Source organism: Actinomadura geliboluensis (assembly GCF_043197915.1).
GTDB classification, from domain to species: Bacteria; Actinomycetota; Actinomycetes; order Streptosporangiales; family Streptosporangiaceae; genus Spirillospora; species Spirillospora geliboluensis.
Window position 1 is genome coordinate 231,860 of sequence record NZ_JBICUA010000004.1, and the last position, 18,048, is coordinate 249,907.

Here is an 18,048-nt window from a genome sequence, read left to right on the forward strand (position 1 = left end):
GCGCCGCTCCTCCCGGGGCCGCGGGCCGGGTGCGTCAGGCGGTCTCGGGCTGCGCGCGGCGGCGCCGGGGACGGGCCGACAGCGGGCGGAAGCGGATCACCACCGGCAGGTCGGGCATCCCGAGCGCGCGGCGGTACCGCTCGACCGGGCCCGCGCCCAGCTCCCCGTACACCTCGCCGACCAGCGTGTCGCCCGCGCAGGAGACGTTCAGCAGCAGGCGCGGCCGGTCGGCCGTGCCGGTGAGGCGGACCCGGGCGTCCTCGACGCCGGGCAGCCCGCGCACGTCCCGCCGGAGCTCCCCGGCGGCGGCCCGCGCCCGGACCCGGGTCTCGGCGTCGAGGTCCGGCCACCACTGGTGGACGAGGGTCCGCAGCTGCAGGACGAGCCACAGCTGCCCCGCGAGGGCCAGCAGTTCGGCGGCGGCCGCGGCGGACGGCAGGAACCAGTCGGTGCCGCCGGCGAAGCGCGTCACCTCCGGGGCGAGCAGCGGCCCCGCCGACAGCGGGCCGAACGCGTCGAGCGCGCCCAGCCCGAGCGCGGCGGCGGACGCGCCGGCCAGCAGCAGCACCGCCCCGGTCATCGCGATCGCGATCCGCATCTCAGTCCCTCCGCCGCATCGTCAGTCCTCCCGCCGCATGCTCAGCGCTCCCGCCGCATCGTCAGCTCACGCCGCATGGTCAGTCCTTCCGCCAGCCGAGCCGGACGTCGACCGGCGGCCGGTACATCGGCTCGATCCGGTCCAGCCGCTCCTCGGCGGCGGCGCGCACCAGCTCCGGCAGGTTCGCCGGGTTCCGGTAGTGGGTGCCGGCCCGGACGACCAGCCCGCGCCGGACGATCCCGAGCCCGCGCACGCGGACCCGCTCGATGCCGGGGACGTCCAGCACCGCCTCGGCGACCGTGCGGCGCAGCGCGGCCCGTCCGATGAGGCCGGCCTGGCGGGGGTCGGTGCCGTCCAGCGGGACGCCGCGCAGCCGGCCGGGCAGCGCGGCGGCGAGGAACGCGGCGCCGAGGACGGCGACGCCCGCCGCCGCCGCGATGACGGCCGGGTCGTCCCAGGTGCGCCCGCGCAGGACGTCCGCCAGCGCGGCGACGCCCGGCACGGGATGGACGGCGGAGCCGAGCGCGGCGGCCAGCAGCTCGATCGCGGCGACCCCGCCGGTCACCGTCAGCAGCAGCGCGGCGACGACCCCGGCGAACGCGCGGCGCGGCCGGAACGCGCGGACGGCGAGCCGGCGCGCGCCGCGCCGGTCGCGCGACTCGTCGATCAGGTCCTTGACCAGCGCCTCGGCCATCGCCACCCCCGTGAGCATCGGCACGCCCGACATCGTCACCCATGGTGACGCGAAATCACGCGGAGTGAAACTCGCCATGCCGACATCTCACGGAAAAGCGCAGGTCAGAAGATCAGCCCGCTCGGGGCCGCCGCGCGCCGGGTCAGCGGAAGACGACCGTCCGGTCCCCGTTGAGCAGCACGCGGTGCTCGGCGTGCCAGCGCACCGCGCGGGCCAGCGCGAGGCACTCGACGTCGCGGCCGACCGCGACGAGCTCCTCGGGGCTGTGGGTGTGGTCGACGCGCGCGACCTCCTGCTCGATGATCGGCCCCTCGTCCAGGTCGGCGGTGACGTAGTGGGCGGTGGCGCCGATCAGCTTCACGCCGCGCGCGTGCGCCTGGTGGTAGGGGCGGGCGCCCTTGAAGCTCGGCAGGAACGAGTGGTGGATGTTGATGATCTGCCCCGGCAGCTTCGCGCAGAAGTCGTCGGACAGGATCTGCATGTACCGGGCGAGGACGACGAGGTCGGCGCGGTAGTGCTCGACGAGCGTCAGGATCTCGGCCTCCTGCGCGGGCTTGCCGCCGGGCCCGGCCGGCAGGTGGTGGTAGTCGATCCCGTACGACTGGGTGAGGGGCCGCAGGTCGGGGTGGTTGGACGCGACCGCGACGATGTCGATGTCGAGCAGCCCGGACCGCGTCCGGTAGAGCAGGTCGTTCAGGCAGTGCCCGCCCTTCGACACCATGATCAGCACGCGCGGGCGGTCGGCCAGCGCGTGCAGCCGCCACTCCAGGGCCAGCTCGGGCACCAGCGAGGCGAACGCGCCGCGCAGCTCGTCGGGGTCGGTGTCGGCCAGGGCCGCGAACTGGACCCGCATGAAGAACGTGCCGGACTCGCCGTCGCCGAACTGCTGGCTCTCCACGATGTTGCATCCGCGCTCGGCCAGCAGCCCCGAGACGGCCGCGACGATGCCGGGCCGGTCCGGGCAGGAGAGGGTCAGGACGAATTCGTTCAACGGTCTCACTCTTATCGCGACGCGGCAGCTCAAACGGGTCGCTACGAGCTTACGCGGCCCCTGCCCGTCCCACCGACGCCCTTTCACATCGGCGGGAGCCGGCTCGTCTACTGATGAGTAGTTTGAGGTGCTTTCTTGAGGTTACGTTTGCCTCCATGCGTCGCATCGCGCTCCTCGTCCTCGCCGCCGCCCTCGCCCTCGCCGCCTGCACGGAGCAGACCGGCGGCAAGGGCGGGGGCGAGCCGCGCCCGGCCAAGGTGGACGGCATCCCCACCTCGGCGGGCACGCACAAGCAGAAGATGGACGTGGGCACGTTCGGGCACCGCGAGTTCCTGCTGCACGTCCCGTCCAAGGTGGCGGGCGGCACGTGGGAGGACGGCAAGCCGGCCGACGCGCCGCCGCTCGTCATCGCCCTGCACGGCGGGCTCGCGAACATGGGCAAGATGGAGGACCTGACCGGCTTCGACGACCTCTCCGACGAGCACGGCTTCCTCGTCGCGTACCCGGACGGGTTCATGACGACCTGGAACGCGGGCGACTGCTGCGGCGCCGCGAAGATCGGGAACATCGACGACGTCGGTTTCCTCACGAAGCTGATCGACAAGCTCACCGGCGCGGGGCTGGCCGACCCGAAGCGCGTCTACGTCACCGGGTTCTCCAACGGCGCGGGCATGGCGTACCGGATGGCCTGCGAGAAGCCGGACAAGGTCGCGGCGATCGGGGTGGTCGAGGGCGCCCTCGTCACCAAGTGCGACCCGGACCGCCCCGTCTCGGCGATGATCTTCCATGGGACGGCCGACCGGAACGTCCCGTTCAACGGCGGCGGCGACCGCGACTTCAACGACAAGCGCCCGTTCCCGCCCGTCTCGAAGGCGGTCGAGTTCTGGCGCGAGCGCGCCGGGCTCCCCGAGCCGCGGGAGCGGGTCGAGGCGCGCGGCAAGGGCACCGACTGCACGAGCACCGGGAAGGGCGACCAGGGGGTCGCGGTCACGTTCTGCAAGATCCAGGGCGGCACCCACAACTGGCCCGACGAGGCGAGCCCCATGCTCTGGGACTTCTTCGCGGCGCACCCGCGCAAGGGCTGACCGAAAGCGGTACGTGAGAGCTTTTCACATTAGCCGGTAGTGTGGCAGTGTGACGACCATGAACCTCCGGGACCGCTACGACGCCGCGACGGCCGGGATCGAGGCGCCGTTCGCCGCCGTCGACCTGGCGGCCTTCCGCGCCAACGCCGAGGGCCTGCTGCGCCGGGCCGCCGGCAAGCCGATCCGCGTGGCGAGCAAGTCGGTGCGCTGCCGGGCGCTCCTGGAGGACGTCCTCGCGATGGACGGGTTCGCCGGGATCATGGCGTTCACCCTGCCCGAGGCGCTGTGGCTCGCGTCCGAGGGCGTCAGCGACGACATCCTCGTCGCCTACCCGACCGCCGACCGCACCGCCATCGCCGCGCTCGCCGAGAACGAGACCGCCGCCCGCACGATCACGCTCATGGTCGACTCCCCCGAGCACCTCGCGCTGATCGAGGACGCCGCAGGCGACCGGCGCGTCCGGGTCTGCATCGACATCGACGCCTCCTACCGGCCGCTCGGCGGCCGGGTCCGGATCGGCGCGCTGCGCTCGGCGCTGCGCACCCCCGCCGAGGTCAGCGCGTTCGCCGAGCGCATCCTCAAGCGGCCCTCGCTCGACCTCGTCGGGCTGATGGCCTACGAATCCCAGATCGCCGGCGTCGGCGACGTCCCGCCCGGACGCCCCGCGCGGGGCCGCGTCATCCGCGCCATGCAGCGGCAGTCGCGGCTGGAACTGGCCCGGCGGCGCGCCGCGATCGTGCGGGCCGTCCGGGACCTGACCGACCTGGAGTTCGTCAACGGCGGCGGCACCGGCAGCGTCGAGAAGACCGCCGCCGAGCGCGCCGTCACCGAGGTCGCGGCAGGCTCCGGGCTCTACCAGCCGCACCTGTTCGACCAGTACTCCAACTTCAGCGGGCGGCCCGCCGCCCTGTTCGCGCTCCCCGTCGTGCGGCGTCCCGCGCGCGGCGTCGCGACCTGCCTCGGCGGCGGCTACCTCGCGTCCGGCCCCGCCGACGCGGTGCGGCTGCCGCAGCCGTACCTGCCGACCGGGCTGTCCTACGACCCGAACGAAGGCGCCGGCGAGGTGCAGACGCCGCTGCTCGGGCACGCCGCCGACCTGCTCTCGGTCGGCGACCGGGTGTGGTTCCGCCACACCAAGGCCGGCGAGCTCTGCGAACGCTTCGACGCACTCCACCTCATCGAGGACGGCCGGTACGTCCGCACCGTCCCCACCTACCGAGGCGAAGGCCGGACGTTCTTGTGAAGGGGGGCGACCCCCTTCGACCCCCGCCCGGTCGGCGGACCGTTTCCCGATCCGCTGGCGCGTCTCGTGAAACAGCCCGCCGCCCGGCGGGCAGGCCCGCTGCGCTCGCAGGGCTCGCTCCGCGTGCCTGCCCGTGGCCGGTGGCTGGGGGCCGGTGGCTGGGGGGCTGGGGGCTGGGGGCGCTGAAGGCCGGTAACGCGTAGGTTGGGGGGATGAGCGACGCTCCCCTGATCAGTGTCCGCGGCGAGGCGGTGGTGGAGGCCGAGCCGGAGATCGCACGGCTGTCGGTGCACGTGCAGTCGCAGGAGTCCGACCGGCGCACCGCGCTCGACCGGCTCACCGAGCGGAACCGGCGGTGCCTCGACCTGGTCGAGTCCTACGGCGACGCGGTGGAGAAGGTCGAGACGGGCGGGCTGTCGATCGCGCCGCTGCTGAAGTACAAGCGGCGCGAGGGCGACATCCGGGCCTACCGCGGCACCGTCTGGATCAAGATCGCGGTGACCGACTTCGGGGTGCTCGGCGAGCTGGTCACCCGGCTCGGCGACCTGGAGCGGACGTACGTCAGCGGCCCCGAGTGGGAGCTGCGGCGCGACAGCGAGGTCTACGGGCGGGCCGCGCGGGAGGCGGCGCACGAGGCCGTGGCCCGCGCGCGCAGCTACGCCGAGGCGCTCGGGGCGCGCCTCACCGGGCTGGTCGAGCTGTCGGACGAGGGGCTCGGCCGGACGATCCACGAGCCGCCGGTCGCGCTGGCCGCCGCGTACGGGGGCGGGATCGGCGACGCCGCCGGGGAGCCCGAGCCGATCGACCTGGAGCCGGAGACGCAGGTCGTCCGCGCCGCCGTCGAGGCCCGGTTCACCGTCACGCAGCCCGACCTGGAGCCGCGGTGAAGGTCGCGATCATCGGCGCCGGCAGCGGCTACATGCCGGGCGTCATCCGCGGGCTGCTGCACCGCGCCGACGACCTCGCCGGGACCGAGCTGGCCTGCCACGACATCGACGCCGCGCACCTGGACGTCATGACGCGGCTGGCGGGCGCCATGTTCGCCGCGCGGGGCGCCGACCTCACGGTGACGTCGCACACCGCCCTGCCGTCGGCGCTGGACGGCGCGTCCTACGTGTTCACGACGTTCCGTCCGGGCGGGCTGGCGGCGCGGCACCTGGACGAGTCGATCCCGCTGAGGCACGGCGTCGTCGGGCAGGAGACCGCGGGCCCCGGCGGGTTCCTGATGGCGCTGCGGTCGGTGCCCGTCCTGCTGGACATCGCCGCCGCGGCCGACCCGGGCGCGTGGATCGTCAACTACACGAACCCGACCAACGTGGTCACCGACGCCGTCGCCCGGCACACCGGCGCGCGGATCATCGGGCTGTGCGACCAGTTCATCGGCGACACCGAGATGTGGGCCGACCTGCTGGGGCTGCCGTTCGACGGGCTGGAGGCCGACTGGATCGGCCTCAACCACGCCACCTGGGCGCAGCGGGTCCGGCTCGACGGCCGCGAACTCGACCTCCCGCTCCTGCTGGACGACCTGGAGGTCCCCGGCGGCGGCGCGACGCCCTGGCGCGACCCGTCCCGCATGGCGGAGCTCGCCAAGGCGCTCGGCTTCCTGCCGAACTCCTACGCCAAGTACTACTTCTTCCACGACCAGGTCGTGGACGAGCTGCGGGCGAAGGGCACGACCCGCGCGCAGGACATCCTCGCCATGCTGCCCGGCTACTACGAGCAGGTCGCCGCCGAGTCGCGCAGGCCCGACCCCGACCCGTCGCGGGAGCGCGGCGGCGGCGAGCACGGCGAGTTCGCGGTGGACGTCATCTGCGCCATGCACCGCGACGAAGGCCGCCGGATGATCGTCAACACCCGCAACAACGGGGCCGTCTCCTCGCTGGACGACGACGCGATCGTGGAGGTCCCGGCCCTGGTCGGACGGTCCGGGCCCGTCCCGCTGACGATGGGGCCGCTGCCCGGCCCGGTGCGCGGCCTCACTCAGGCGATCCACGCCTACGAGCGGCTCGCGGCCGACGCCGCCGTCACCGGCGACCGCCGCACCGCGCTGCAGGCGCTCATGGCGCACCCCTTCGTGCGCAGCAAGCACACCGCCGAGAAGATCCTGGACGAGGGCCTCGCCGCCCACCGCGACCACCTGCCCCAGTTCCGCTGAACGGCAGGGCCGCCTGAACGCCGCGGGGGCGCCGTCCCGTACTGCAGGACGTGGGAGGAACGGACTGCGGGGCGTACCGCGTCGGCCTCGGCGTCTACGCCCTCGGGCGGCTCGCCGGCGCCGAGGCCGCCGCGCTGTCGGCGCACCTGCGCGGCTGCCCGCCGTGCCGCGCCGAGCTGGCCGAGCTGCGCACCGTCGCCGAGCTGCTCGCGCACTCGGCCCGGACGCGCGAAGGCGCCGGCCGCGGACCGCGGACCGGCGCCTCCCGGATGGGCCTCAGCGGGCCCTGCGCCTACGGCGCCAGAGGACCAGGGCGGTCACGGTGACCGCGGCCCCGACGCCCGCGAGCAGCACCCGCTTGTCGATCCCGCCGCCCTCGACGTCATCGTCGTCGCCGGCCGGCCGCACCAGCGCGCCGACGGCCCTGGCGACGTTGTCCGCCTCCTGCTTCAGCCGCTCGACGCCGCGGTTCGCGACGTTCCTCGGATTGACCCGGTCGGCGAGCTCGTCGACGTTGCGCGCCAGCTCCCGGCGGGTGCGCTCGATGTAGCGTTCGACCTCCTCCGGGTCGCTGCCGCTCCAGTCAGCCATGCCGTGTCCTCATCCTGTCGGGCGAACATCCTGTCGGGCGAGCTCGCGGCGGGCGCGGCGGGGCGCGACCGCGAGCGAAGCATGATCCGAACAGTGTGGCAGGTCCGACCCGGGGACGTCCGGCCAACCCCGGCGGGTACCGTGGGTTCCCACCATCCGAGCGAAAGGCGGGACAGGGTGTCCGAGCGGCTGCAGCCGGGCGACGTCGCCCCCGATTTCGAGCTTCCCGACGCCGACGGGGCCGCGGTGTCGCTGGCCTCGCTGCGCGGCAGGCGCGTGATCCTCTACTTCTACCCGGCCGCCATGACGCCCGGCTGCACCAAGGAGTCCGTGGACTTCGAGGGCAGCCTGGCCGAGCTGGAGGCCGGCGGCGTCACCGTGGTCGGCATCTCCCCCGACAAGCCGGCGAAGCTCGCGAAGTTCCGCGAGAAGGAGGGGCTGACGTTCCCGCTCCTGTCCGACCCGGACGCCGAGGTGCTGAAGGCGTACGGCGCGTACGGGGAGAAGAAGCTGTACGGCAAGGTCGTCGTCGGCGTCATCCGGTCGACGTTCGTCATCGACGCGGACGGCAAGGTCGAGAAGGCGTACTACAACGTGAAGGCGACCGGCCACGTCGAGCGCCTCCGCCGCGACCTCGGCGTCTAGCGGCGCGAACGCGGGGGAACACGGGGAACGCGGCGCTCCGGTGCGGGCGGGGGGATTCGAACCCCCACGGTGTCGCCACCAACAGGACCTAAACCTGCCGCGTATACCTGATTTCGCCACGCCCGCCGGGCCCCGGATGGGGCGCGTTCAGCTTAGCGGCCTCCCCGCCCGGCGGGGCAACGGGAAAGCGCGGCCGGTCATCTGACGGATTCGCGGTCCGTGCGCTCCTTCTAGCGTCCTGCCCAGACGACGCTGGAAGGAGATGCCCATGGCCGACGACGCTCTGTCGCGCCTGCGCGGGGCGCTGGCCGCGCTGCCCGGCGCCGTGGTCGCCTACTCGGGCGGGGTGGACAGCTCGCTGCTGGCCTACGCGGCGCACCGCGAACTCGGGGACGCCGCGCTGGCGGTCACCGCGGACTCGCCGTCGCTGGCCCGGTCGGAGCTGGCGGCGGCGCGGGCGGAGGCCCGGCGGCTCGGCATGCCGCACCGGGTGGTGACGACGCGGGAGCTGGAGGACGCCCGGTACGCCGCGAACGATGCCGACCGGTGCCGGTTCTGCAAAGAGGCCCTGATGCACGTGCTGTCCGCGGTGGCGGAGGCCGCCGGGGGCCGTCCGGTGCTGCTCGGGGTGAACCTGGACGACCTGGACGACCACCGGCCGGGGCAGCGGGCCGCCCGCGAGCTGGGCGCCCGGTTCCCGCTGGTGGAGGCCGGGCTGGGCAAGGCGGCGGTGAGGGCGGCGGCCCACGAGTTGGGGCTGCGCACGTGGGACAAGCCGGCGTCGGCGTGCCTGTCGTCGCGCCTGGCCTACGGGGTGCCGGTCACGCGGGACGCGCTGCGCCGCGTGGAGGACGCCGAGGAGGCGCTGCGCGGCGCCGGGTTCGGCGGGCGGGTGCGGGTCCGCGACCAGGGCGGCGGCCTCGCCCGGATCGAGGTGGAGCCGGCGGACGTCACGGCGGCGGCCGCGCGGGGCGCGGAGCTGGCCGGGCTGGTCAAGGAGGCCGGTTTCCGGTACGTGACCCTGGACCTGGAGGGCTACCGGCAGGGCAGCCACAACCTCGGCCTCACGCCGGTGCGGAACCGGTGAGCGATCTGGGCTTCGCCCGCGTCGACGTCGACCGGGGGCGGCGGCGCGGCTACCCGGAGGCGGTGTTCTGCGAGGGCAAGACGGTGCCGGAGGTCGTCGCGATCGCGGCGAGCCTGGTCGGATCGGGCGCCGCGAACGTGCTGGCCACGCGTGCGTCCACTGCGACACTGGCGGCCCTCACCGACGCGTTCCCCGACGCGATGGTGCACGAGCGGGCGCGCCTGGCCGTGCTGAACCCGGACCGCCGCCGACCCCGGACGGGCAACGTCGCGGTGGTCTGCGGGCGTCCGGAAGACGAACCCGCCGCCGAGGAGGCCGCGCTGGTCGCCGACGCGATGGGCAGCCGCGTGTCCCGCTGGTACGGGGCGCCCGTGGACGATCCCGCCGCCCTCCCCGGCTGGCTGGACGAGCACGAGCGCCCGCGCGCGTTCGTCGTCGCGGACGGGACGGGCGGCGCCCTCCCCACCCTCGTGTCCGGCCTGGTGGAGCAGATGGTCGTCGCGCTGCCGACCTCGTCCGGCGGGGACTTCGCGGGACGCGCGGCGCTGCTGTCGGCGCTGAACTCCTGCTCGCCAGGCGTCGTCGCGGTCAACATCGACAACGGGTTCGGCGCCGGGTACGCCGCCCACCTGATCAACGCGGGGGCGGACGCATGACGGTCGCCGTCGCCGAAGCGCGGGACCTGCGTCCGGACGAGGTCCGCGCCCGCGTGAAGGAACTCCTGGCCCGCGGCCCCGAGACCGCGTTCCTGCGGCACGCCACGGCGGAGCAGTTCGCGGCGGCCCGCGATGTGGCGCCGGAGGCGTCCCGCAATGAGCGGTCCGGGCTCGTGGTCCTCACTCGGCCGCGCCCCCGCCGTCCGCTGCCGGTGGCCGTGGTGTCGGCGGGGACCTCGGACCTGCCCGTGGCGGAGGAGGCCCTGACCGCCGCCGAGGCCCTCGGGCTCAGCCCGACCCTGACCGCCGACATCGGCGTGGCGGGCCTGCACCGCCTGCTCGGGGCGCGCGCCGAGCTGAGCCGGGCGCGGGTGCTGATCGTCGCGGCCGGCATGGACGGCGCGCTGCCGTCGGCCGTGGCCCGGCTGGTGCCCCGGCCCGTCCTCGCGGTGCCGACCGGCGTCGGCTACGGCACCGCGTCCGGCGGGCTCGCGGCGCTGGCGGCGATGCTCGCCTCCGGCGCGCACGGCCTGGCCGTGACCGGCATCGACGACGGCCTCGGAGCCGCGATCACCGCACGGAGGATGCTGACATGAGGATCGCCTACTTCCACTGCTTCGCCGGCATCGCGGGCGACATGGCGCTCGGCGCGCTGCTCGACGCGGGCGCCGACCTGGACGCGGTGCGCAAGATGCTGGCGGGGCTCGGCCTGCCCGGCTGGTCGCTGGACACCGAGCGCGTCACGCGGCGCGGCATCGCGGCGACCCGTGCGGTGGTGACGGTCGAGGACGACGCGGTGTCGCGCACGCACGCGGTCATCGCCGCCCTGGTCGGAGAGGCGCCGCTGCCCGACCGGGTGCGGGAGCGGGCGCTCGCGGTGTTCCGGAACCTCGCCGAGGCGGAGGGCCGGGTGCACGGGATGCCCCCGGCCGACGTCCACTTCCACGAGGTCGGCGGCCACGACGCGATCGTGGACGTCGTCGGCACCTGCGCCGCGCTGGAGACCCTCGATGTGGACGAGGTGGCCGCGCTACCGATCCCCGTCGGGCAGGGCCTCATCACGACCAGGCACGGCCTGCTGCCCAACCCTGGCCCGGCGGTGGTGGAGCTGCTCGCGCGCGCCCGCGCGCCGATCACCGGACGGGCCGTGGACGCCGAGATGAGCACACCGACCGGCACCGCGCTACTGATCACCCTGGCCGGCTCGTTCGGGCCCTTCCCGGACATGACCGTCACCGCGAACGGCTTCGGCGCCGGGACGAAGGTCTTCGGCGACCTCCCGAACGTCACCCAGGTGGCCATCGGCGAGGCCCGCTGAGGCCCGCCGAAACCACGGAAACCCGCTGAGGCCGCGCCTGCCTCAGCGGGTTTCAGCGTCCCCCTAACGGGGCCAGATGGTGCGGTTGGGCGGACGATCCGGGCGGGTGGCGGCCCAGATGCGGCGCCATTCCGCGACGTCGGGGCCGCGCGGGGCGAGGCGCCGGTCCGGGGCGCGCAGGGACGCCCACCAGCTCTCGTCGTGCTCGATCCACAGCCGGCCGACCGCGTCCTCCAGGCGGGCGTTGAAGGCGCTCGTCGTCTCGTCCGGGTCGGGGGCGAGCGGGGTGCCGTAGCGGACGGCGACGGCCGGGCGGCCCGGCTTGGGCCACATCCCGCCGCGCGGCATCGCGCGGTACGTGCCGCGCACCGCGAGCGGGACGGCGGGGACGCCCTGCTCGCGGCACAGCAGCGCCGCGCCCATCCGGAACCGGCGGGCCCAGCCGTCCTGGGAGCGGGTGCCCTCGGGGTAGATGAGCAGGCTCCAGCCGTCCTGGAGCAGCTCGGCGGCCAGGTCGAGGGACCCGCCGGAGCCGTGCCGCTCGATCGGGAACGCGTTGAAGGCGAGCGCGGTGGCGACGGCGCGCCAGCGGGCGTCGAAGAAGTAGTCGGCCGCCGCCGCGACCGCGACGCGGCGGCGCAGCCGGACCGGCAGCGAGCCGAGGATCAGCGGCGTGTCCAGGTGGCTGGCGTGGTTGGCGACGAACACCACCGGCCCCTCCACGCCGTCGAGGAGGTCGGCGCCGTGGATCTGCGGCCGGGTCTGGGTCCAGGTCAGCGTGCGCAGGACGCCGTCCAGCGCGACCGTGCGGGCCGCCGCGGCGAGCGGCGTGCGCGCCCACGCGGTGGGGAACGGGCTCGCCTCCGGCACGCGCGCCCAGGGCGCGGCGGAGCGCGGGGCGGGGGCGCGGCCCCGCCAGTCGCGGCCCCGGCGCAGCAGCCGCACCTCTTGCGCGAGCGACAGCCGCCCGCTCCTGCGCCGGCCGCTCATCGGACGTCCGCCATCGTCATCGGCGGGGTGTGCAGGTAGGTGAGGCTCGGGCTGTGCCCGACGGTCTCGCCCGCCATCTCCAGCGCGTCGGCGAGCGTGGTCGCGGCGCGGAAGCCGAGCCGCGCCGCGACCTTGCGGTCCGCGCCCACGCAGATGACGTCGCCGAGGTGCTCGCGCGCGTGCGCGCCCCAGTACCACATGTAGAACGGGTGGACGCCGTGGTAGGCGTAGCTGTTCCGGTACAGGTGGATGTACCAGGGGTCGGTGGCGTACTGCTCCTCGTACTTCGTCTCGATCGTGGCCGGGTCCGTCGTCTGCGTGAGGACCTCGTCGTAGAAGTCGATGTAGCTCGGGTGGTGCAGCGAATGGAACTCCGCCGGCATCGGGTGGTACATGATGAGCGCCCCGCCCTCGCGCACCAGCGGACGCCCCCGGTACATGTTGAAGTAGTAGCCGAGGCCCAGGCACGCCACCAGGATCGGGTTCATCACCGAGTTGACGTTGTAGGGCGACAGGTACGGCAGGCCGAGCATCAGCACGTCCGACTGGCCCTGCACCTCGGTGAGCTGCTGCCGGTGGACGGCGGCGAGCGTCCGGCTGTGCACCTCGTCGGTGGCGCCCGCCTGCACGGACGTGACCTGGTACGGCGCGCGCAGGTTCTGCCACAGGCGGCGCCTCGCCCCCGCCGGGGCGAGGTCGTTCGCGCGCTTGGCGGCCAGGAACGTCGCCTGGTCCCGCAGCGTCCACTCCCATTCGCGCCGGTTCAGGAACCCGAACGGTGACGGGAACTGGTCGTTGTTGAGGGTGGCCTCGATGTGGAACACCCGCACCGACTCCGACAGCAGGGAGTGCATGCGCCCGTAGGAGTGGTGCATCGCCGAGTTCGGCGGGTCGTTGAACGAGCGGGAGTGCCGCAGCGTGTGGACGTTGTGGTGGTGCCGCAGGCTCTTGTAGGACGCGAGGCCCACCGCGACGGACTTCGCGCCCCCGTTCATCGCGACCAGGTTGATGTTCACGTACACGATCAGGTCGCTCTCGGCGGCCCGCCGGTTGATCTCGACGTCCTCGCCGTGCCGGGTCTGGCCGAGCGCGACGAGGTTCTCGGGATCCTCGGCGTCGTGGTTGCGGAGCCGGTCGGGCCAGAACGAGGCGAACACCCGCTCCCCGACGATGTGCCGGATCTCCGCCGGGGTCATCCGCCGGTGCAGCGCGTTCGCGGCGATCAGCTCGACGTCGTCCACGCCCGCGGCGGCGGCCAGCTCCAGGACCTGCTCGATGACCCGCTGCCGGACGTCGGGGGCGCGCATCGGCGGCAGCGGCAGCGACAGGTCGTCGAAGACGATCGTCAGCCGCATGCCCGCGCGCAGCAGCTCGGGCAGCGGCTCGCTGCCGAGCGGGTGCAGCAGGGCGTCCCGGATCCGGCCGGTCAGGTCACGCACGCCGGGCAGCGAGTCCGGCGGGTAGACCACCCGGGTGCCGAGCGGGAACCGCTCCAGCCGGAACCCCTCCCCCTCGTGCACGAGAAGCGGCGGCGTCCGCTCGTCCACCTCCAGTACGAGGCCGGGTCTGCTCATCCGTCGGCTCCTCCGTTCGGTTCGGCGGGCTCGTCCGCGCGGCGCTGCGGCGCGAACGCGATCTTGACGCTGCCCGAGCGCCCGGCGGCCAGCGCGTGCGACAGCGCGTCCCGCCAGCGGCTGAGGGGGTAGACCCCGTCGACGAAGCCCTCCAGGGCGTCGTGCGAGGCCAGGTCGAGCGCGGCGGCGAAGTCGGCGGCGCCGCGGCTGGCGTAGGAGCCGGCGATCGTCAGCTCCCGGTACCAGGCGGGGGTGAGGTCGACGGGCCGGGCGGGCATGCCCGACAGCAGCACGGTGCCGCCCGCCCGGACGATCCGCAGCGCGGTGTCGAGGCCCTGCCCGCCGGTGCACTCGGCGACGATGTCGGCGCCGCCGAGCAGGTAGCCGGGCCCGAGTTCGGGCCGGACGAGCGAGCCGCCGGTGATGCGGCGCAGACCGCGCAGCGCGTTCGCCGGGTCGATCGTCTCGGTGGCGCCGAGGGCGGTGGCGCGGCGCCGCTGCCCCGGATGCCGGGCGATCACGGTGATCGGCCCGGCCGGGGTCAGCTCGCGCAGCGCGAGGACGGTCAGCAGCCCGACCGTGCCGGCGCCGACGACGGCGACGGACGCGCCGCGCGGCACGTCGATCCGCCGGACGGACCGGATCGCGCAGGCGAGCGGCTCGGCCAGCACCGCCCGCTCGGACGGCAGCGACGCGGGCACCGGGTGCAGCCGGTCGCGGTGCGCGACGAGCCGCTCCGACCAGCCGCCGCCGGTGTCGGCGCAGAACCCGGTCTGCAGGCCCGCGGAGACGCGGCCGGCGGTGACGCGGTCGCAGCGGTTCTCGTGGCCGTCCGCGCAGGACGCGCACGGGTCGAGGCCGCGCGTCCGGCACGACAGGACCGGGTCGGCGACGACGCGCGTCCCGGCGCGCAGGTCGCCGGCGTCGTCCATCAGCTCGGCGACGATCTCGTGCCCGGGGACGAACGGCGTCGACACCAGCGCCGACAGGTACGGCGACACCGTCCCGGCCGCCATCGACAGGTCGGACCCGCAGATGCCGGACAGGACGGGCCGCAGCCGCACCCAGTCCGGGCCGGGCGGCGCGGGCGGCTTGCGGTGCGACAGCCGCAGCGGCGCGAGCGAGGGGACGACGGCGGGCCGCAGCCGGCCGGGCAGCCGCCCGGCGGCGAGGTAGCGGGCGGGCGAGCGGTGGTATTCGAGGGCGAGGATCACCGGGCCTCCTCCAGGGCGGCGTCGAGCACGGCGGACACCTTGCCGCCGGCGCCGCCCCACTCGGCGACCGTCCAGCGGAGCCGCTTGGCGTGCCGGTAGAGGTGGGCGTCGGGGTTGACCGCGACGGGGTGGCCGACCTGCTCCAGCACGGGGCGGTCGGAGTAGTGGTCGCCGTAGGCCCAGCTCCCGGCGAGGTCGACGCCCTCGTCGCGGGCCCATTCGCGCAGCCACGCGGCGCGCGCCTCGCCGATCAGCGGCGGCGCCTCGAAGTGGCCGGTGCAGCGCCCGTCGACCACCCGCAGCCGCGCCGCCAGCACGTCGTCGAACAGGGCGCGCAGCGGCTCGACGAAGTAGTCGACGGTGCCGGTGAGCAGGACGGTGCGGTGCCCGGCGGCGCGGTGGGCGCGGATGCGGCGGATCGCCTGCGGCCAGGCGCGGCGCAGCAGCACGTCGCCGAGCCGCTCGCGGGCCAGCGCGCGCAGCTCCGCCTCGTCGGCGCCCTCGTAGCGCTGGACGAACGCGCGCAGGAACTCGCCGCGGTCGCGGTGCTCGGCGCGCAGGTAGCGCGGCGCGTTCCGCAGGACGGGCAGCAGCGCCCCCGGCCAGGACCGGACGGGCGCGTCGAGCAGCCGCGCCCACAGGTACGCCTCGACGACGTCGGACGCGACGATCGTCCCGTCCAGGTCGAAGACGGCGGCGACGTCGCCGCGCTCCTCGAACGGGACCGGGGCGGGCTTGGGCGCGCGGGGCAGCGGCGGGCCGTAGAAGGCGGCGGTCACGGCAGGGCAGTGCACGTCGCGGAGGTAGTGCGGCCAGTCGATGGCGGCCGAGTCGCAGCCCTCGCCGTCCGGGAGCGTCCGGTCCAGCGCGAGGGTGGCGCCGTCGGCGTAGACGACCTCGGCGGCGCCGTACGCCCCGTACAGGTCGCGGTAGCGGCGCAGCATCCGCACCTCGCGGCCCTTGCGGTGCAGGTCGCGCTGCCAGGCGCGGGTGCGCTCGCCGCCGGGGAGGGCGAGCAGGGCGCGCTCGGCGGCGTCCATCGCGCGCTCGGCGGTGCCGAGGACGCGTTCGGCCTGCGACTCGCTGAGCAGCCTCAGGTCGCGGTTCCGGACGGCGCCGCGGCCGTCCGGCGCGGGCAGCGGGTGCTCGGCGAAGTGCTCCTGGACGAGTTCCACCAGCCGCTGCAGCGTCAGCGGGTTCCGGGCGCCGGAGCCGACGTGGTAGTAGGCGGGCGCGCCCGGTTCGGGCGGGACGGCGGCGGCGGCGAGCAGCGCGTTCACCACCAGGTCGACCGGGATGATGTCGACGATGCCGTCCGGGATCCCGGCGAGCGCCCGCAGCATCCCCTGCCCGTAGGCGAGGATCAGCGGGTCGGCCATCTTGAACCCGTCGATCCAGCCGGGGTAGGGGTGGCGCAGCGCGCTCTCCACGATCGCCGGGCGGACGACCGACAGCGGCACCCCGGCCTCGCGCGCGGTGTCCTCCGCCGCCCGCTCCCCGAGCGCCTTGGTGAAGGTGTAGACGTCCGGCCAGCCGAGACTGCGGGCGCGCTCGCGGCCGTAGGCGACGAGCCGGTCCGCGACCGCGTCGCGGCGGCGGCGCTCGGTGTCGGCGGCGACCGCGCTCGGCCCCGCCTTGCCCTGCTCCTTGAGCGCGGCGGCGCGGAGCCGGGCGAGCACCTCGGGGCGGCGCGAGTCGCTCTCGGCGGCCCGGCGCGCCTCCAGCGCGCAGTCCAGCTCGGTGCGCCAGTCGATCGCGTGCTCCAGGGCGGCCTCGCGGACGACGCCCTTGCGGGAGCCCGCGACGTACGCGGTGGAGACGTGCACCAGGTGCGGGCGGCGGCCGGTGCGGCGCGCGGCGTTCAGCACGCCCTCGTACAGGTTGACGCTGCCGACGACGTTGGTGCGGAACGCCTCGTCGATCGGCGGGTCGAACGACACGACGGACGCGCCGTGCACGACCACGTCCACGTCGTCCGGCACGTCGGGGGCGGCGTGCGACAGGTCGGCGGGGACGAGCCGGACCCGCTCGCGGACGATGTCGCGGGCCCGGTCCTCGCCGGTCCGCTCCCGCCACGGCCCGAACACGGGCTTGGCGATCAGCTCGGCGAGCCGGTCGTCGGCGGTGGCGCCGGGCCGCTCCCGGACCAGCACGACGACGTTCGTGGACGGGTGCCCCGACAGCAGCCGCTCCAGCAGCGCCTGCCCGATGAAGCCGGTCGCTCCGGTGAGCAGGACGGTGCGTCCCGCGAGCCCGGCGGGCCCCCCGCTCACGCCGCGGCCTCGCGGCGCTCGCGGTGGACGCCGGCGCGGGCCAGGGCCCCGTCGGTGGACAGCTCGGGGACGCGGCCCAATGGCATGCGCTCCAGCGAGCGGCGGCGGGCGTCCTCCGCCAGGGTCGCGCCGGCGAAGCCGGGCAGTTCCGCGATCGTCGCGTCGATGCGGCGCATCCGGTCCAGCCCGGCGTCGTCGCCGAACAGCCACACCAGGGCGAAGTCGCTCTCCTCCTGGGGCCGCAGCCCGGTGCCGACCGGCGCCCACAGCCGGTGCATGGCCCAGCGCGCCAGCCGCCGCGCGCGGGCGCTCCGCGCCAGCCGCATCCGCGCCTGCGCCCGGTAGAAGGCGAAGTGGCGGCGCTCGTCCTTGATGACGCGCCGCAGGATGTCGCGCAGCACCGGGTTGGCACTGCGCTCGATCATCGCCTGGTAGCTGTTGATCGCGCTGAGCTCGTTCATCGCGCCCCACGTCATCTGGATCGCGACGAAGTCGCGGGTCAGCGCGGAGCCGAGCATCGAGACGAGGTGGCCGGTGTAGACGCTGCGGCCGAGCGCCCGCCGGATCCGCTCGTCGCGGGCGGTCTTGGTCGGGTACGGCGACGCGGCCGTGACCCTCTCCCGGTCGGGGGCCAGCGTGAAGCCGGCCTCCCCGAGGAACCGGGAGAACGCCTCGCCGTGCCAGAACTCCTCATAGATCCAGCAGCTCATGAACGCCGTGACCGCCGGGTCGAACGCGGCCCGGGTGGCGAGGAGGTCGCGGGCGTACATCACGGTGTGGGTCTCGATGTCCATCATGAACGTCAGGCAGCGCGCCTCCGCACCGGAGACCGGGTGGGCGGAGATCTGGTCCCACGCGACTCCCGACAGGTCCACCGCCCGCGAGTTCCGCACGTAGCGGTCGAGGTCGAAATCCTGCGTCATGGTCACCACGC

At 75.0% G+C, this 18,048-nt stretch carries 19 protein-coding genes and 1 tRNA gene; 10 read left to right on the plus strand and 10 right to left on the minus strand.

The window, feature by feature from the left end; all coding sequences use genetic code 11:
- Window positions 1-34: 34 nt before the first annotated feature.
- The 3 genes from ACGFI1_RS15390 to purU all read right to left on the minus strand — a co-directional run bounded on the left by ACGFI1_RS15390 (window position 35) and on the right by purU (window position 2,283).
- Complete coding sequence (locus ACGFI1_RS15390; protein ID WP_386874744.1) at window positions 35-598, minus strand: hypothetical protein; 564 nt, start codon at window positions 596-598, stop codon at window positions 35-37.
- Window positions 599-677: 79 nt separating this feature from the next.
- Window positions 678-1,310, minus strand: coding sequence for a DUF6286 domain-containing protein (locus ACGFI1_RS15395; RefSeq protein WP_392786281.1), 633 nt, complete (start codon window positions 1,308-1,310; stop codon window positions 678-680).
- 124 nt (window positions 1,311-1,434) lie between these two features.
- Window positions 1,435-2,283: a formyltetrahydrofolate deformylase gene (purU, locus tag ACGFI1_RS15400; RefSeq protein WP_138639830.1), complete on the minus strand. Its 849-nt coding sequence runs from the start codon at window positions 2,281-2,283 to the stop codon at window positions 1,435-1,437.
- A 155-nt stretch (window positions 2,284-2,438) separates the two neighbouring features.
- Between purU and ACGFI1_RS15405 the strand changes: the two genes are divergently transcribed.
- The 5 genes from ACGFI1_RS15405 to ACGFI1_RS15425 all read left to right on the plus strand — a co-directional run bounded on the left by ACGFI1_RS15405 (window position 2,439) and on the right by ACGFI1_RS15425 (window position 7,092).
- A complete protein-coding gene (locus ACGFI1_RS15405) occupies window positions 2,439-3,368 on the plus strand; it encodes an alpha/beta hydrolase family esterase (protein ID WP_392785818.1) in 930 nt (309 codons plus the stop codon).
- Between the two features lie 58 nt (window positions 3,369-3,426).
- Window positions 3,427-4,611 (plus strand): amino acid deaminase/aldolase, encoded by a 1,185-nt coding sequence (locus ACGFI1_RS15410; RefSeq protein ID WP_392737014.1) that lies wholly within the window; start codon window positions 3,427-3,429, stop codon window positions 4,609-4,611.
- A gap of 212 nt (window positions 4,612-4,823) precedes the next feature.
- A complete protein-coding gene (locus tag ACGFI1_RS15415) occupies window positions 4,824-5,498 on the plus strand; it encodes an SIMPL domain-containing protein (RefSeq protein ID WP_392785820.1) in 675 nt (224 codons plus the stop codon).
- A complete protein-coding gene (locus tag ACGFI1_RS15420) occupies window positions 5,495-6,766 on the plus strand; it encodes a family 4 glycosyl hydrolase (RefSeq protein WP_392785822.1) in 1,272 nt (423 codons plus the stop codon). The genes ACGFI1_RS15415 and ACGFI1_RS15420 overlap by 4 nt, the downstream gene beginning before the upstream one ends.
- Window positions 6,767-6,816: 50 nt before the next feature.
- On the plus strand, window positions 6,817-7,092 hold the full coding sequence (locus ACGFI1_RS15425; RefSeq protein ID WP_301176114.1) for a zf-HC2 domain-containing protein: 276 nt from the start codon (window positions 6,817-6,819) through the stop codon (window positions 7,090-7,092).
- On the opposite strand, the gene ACGFI1_RS15430 is transcribed toward ACGFI1_RS15425, so the two are convergent.
- Entirely contained in the window at window positions 7,043-7,357 is a 315-nt protein-coding gene (locus ACGFI1_RS15430) for a DUF3618 domain-containing protein (protein WP_392736669.1), read from the minus strand. The two genes, ACGFI1_RS15425 and ACGFI1_RS15430, sit on opposite strands and share 50 nt — an antisense overlap.
- Before the next feature lie 177 nt (window positions 7,358-7,534).
- Here ACGFI1_RS15430 and bcp point away from each other — a divergent pair, with 177 nt between their 5' ends.
- Window positions 7,535-8,002 (plus strand): thioredoxin-dependent thiol peroxidase, encoded by a 468-nt coding sequence (bcp, locus tag ACGFI1_RS15435; RefSeq protein WP_364552614.1) that lies wholly within the window; start codon window positions 7,535-7,537, stop codon window positions 8,000-8,002.
- Between the two features lie 41 nt (window positions 8,003-8,043).
- Here bcp and ACGFI1_RS15440 read toward each other — a convergent pair.
- A tRNA-Leu gene (locus ACGFI1_RS15440) sits at window positions 8,044-8,128 on the minus strand.
- A 142-nt stretch (window positions 8,129-8,270) separates the two neighbouring features.
- Here ACGFI1_RS15440 and larE point away from each other — a divergent pair.
- Genes larE through ACGFI1_RS15460 form a run of 4 tightly spaced genes read left to right on the plus strand, consistent with a single transcriptional unit; the run spans window position 8,271 to window position 11,063 of the window.
- Entirely contained in the window at window positions 8,271-9,089 is an 819-nt protein-coding gene (gene larE, locus ACGFI1_RS15445) for an ATP-dependent sacrificial sulfur transferase LarE (protein WP_392785823.1), read from the plus strand.
- Window positions 9,086-9,745, plus strand: coding sequence for a nickel pincer cofactor biosynthesis protein LarB (gene larB / locus ACGFI1_RS15450; RefSeq protein WP_392785825.1), 660 nt, complete (start codon window positions 9,086-9,088; stop codon window positions 9,743-9,745). The genes larE and larB (ACGFI1_RS15450) overlap by 4 nt, the downstream gene beginning before the upstream one ends.
- Window positions 9,742-10,341, plus strand: coding sequence for a nickel pincer cofactor biosynthesis protein LarB (larB, locus tag ACGFI1_RS15455; protein WP_392785827.1), 600 nt, complete (start codon window positions 9,742-9,744; stop codon window positions 10,339-10,341). The genes larB (ACGFI1_RS15450) and larB (ACGFI1_RS15455) overlap by 4 nt, the downstream gene beginning before the upstream one ends.
- Window positions 10,338-11,063, plus strand: coding sequence for a LarC family nickel insertion protein (locus ACGFI1_RS15460; protein WP_392785829.1), 726 nt, complete (start codon window positions 10,338-10,340; stop codon window positions 11,061-11,063). The genes larB (ACGFI1_RS15455) and ACGFI1_RS15460 overlap by 4 nt, the downstream gene beginning before the upstream one ends.
- A gap of 63 nt (window positions 11,064-11,126) precedes the next feature.
- Here ACGFI1_RS15460 and ACGFI1_RS15465 read toward each other — a convergent pair whose 3' ends face one another.
- The 5 genes from ACGFI1_RS15465 to ACGFI1_RS15485 are packed head-to-tail and all read right to left on the minus strand — an operon-like array spanning window position 11,127 to window position 18,037.
- Window positions 11,127-12,053, minus strand: a complete 927-nt coding sequence (locus ACGFI1_RS15465; protein ID WP_392785831.1) for a lysophospholipid acyltransferase family protein — start codon at window positions 12,051-12,053, stop codon at window positions 11,127-11,129.
- Window positions 12,050-13,627 (minus strand): lactate racemase domain-containing protein, encoded by a 1,578-nt coding sequence (locus tag ACGFI1_RS15470; RefSeq protein WP_392785833.1) that lies wholly within the window; start codon window positions 13,625-13,627, stop codon window positions 12,050-12,052. The genes ACGFI1_RS15465 and ACGFI1_RS15470 overlap by 4 nt, the downstream gene beginning before the upstream one ends.
- Entirely contained in the window at window positions 13,624-14,841 is a 1,218-nt protein-coding gene (locus tag ACGFI1_RS15475; RefSeq protein ID WP_386874734.1) for a zinc-dependent alcohol dehydrogenase, read from the minus strand. The genes ACGFI1_RS15470 and ACGFI1_RS15475 overlap by 4 nt, the downstream gene beginning before the upstream one ends.
- Entirely contained in the window at window positions 14,838-17,114 is a 2,277-nt protein-coding gene (locus ACGFI1_RS15480) for an HAD-IB family hydrolase (protein ID WP_392785835.1), read from the minus strand. Before ACGFI1_RS15480 ends, ACGFI1_RS15475 begins: the two co-directional genes overlap by 4 nt.
- A complete protein-coding gene (locus tag ACGFI1_RS15485) occupies window positions 17,111-18,037 on the minus strand; it encodes a ferritin-like domain-containing protein (protein ID WP_387075161.1) in 927 nt (308 codons plus the stop codon). Before ACGFI1_RS15485 ends, ACGFI1_RS15480 begins: the two co-directional genes overlap by 4 nt.
- Between the last annotated feature and the right edge of the window lie 11 nt (window positions 18,038-18,048).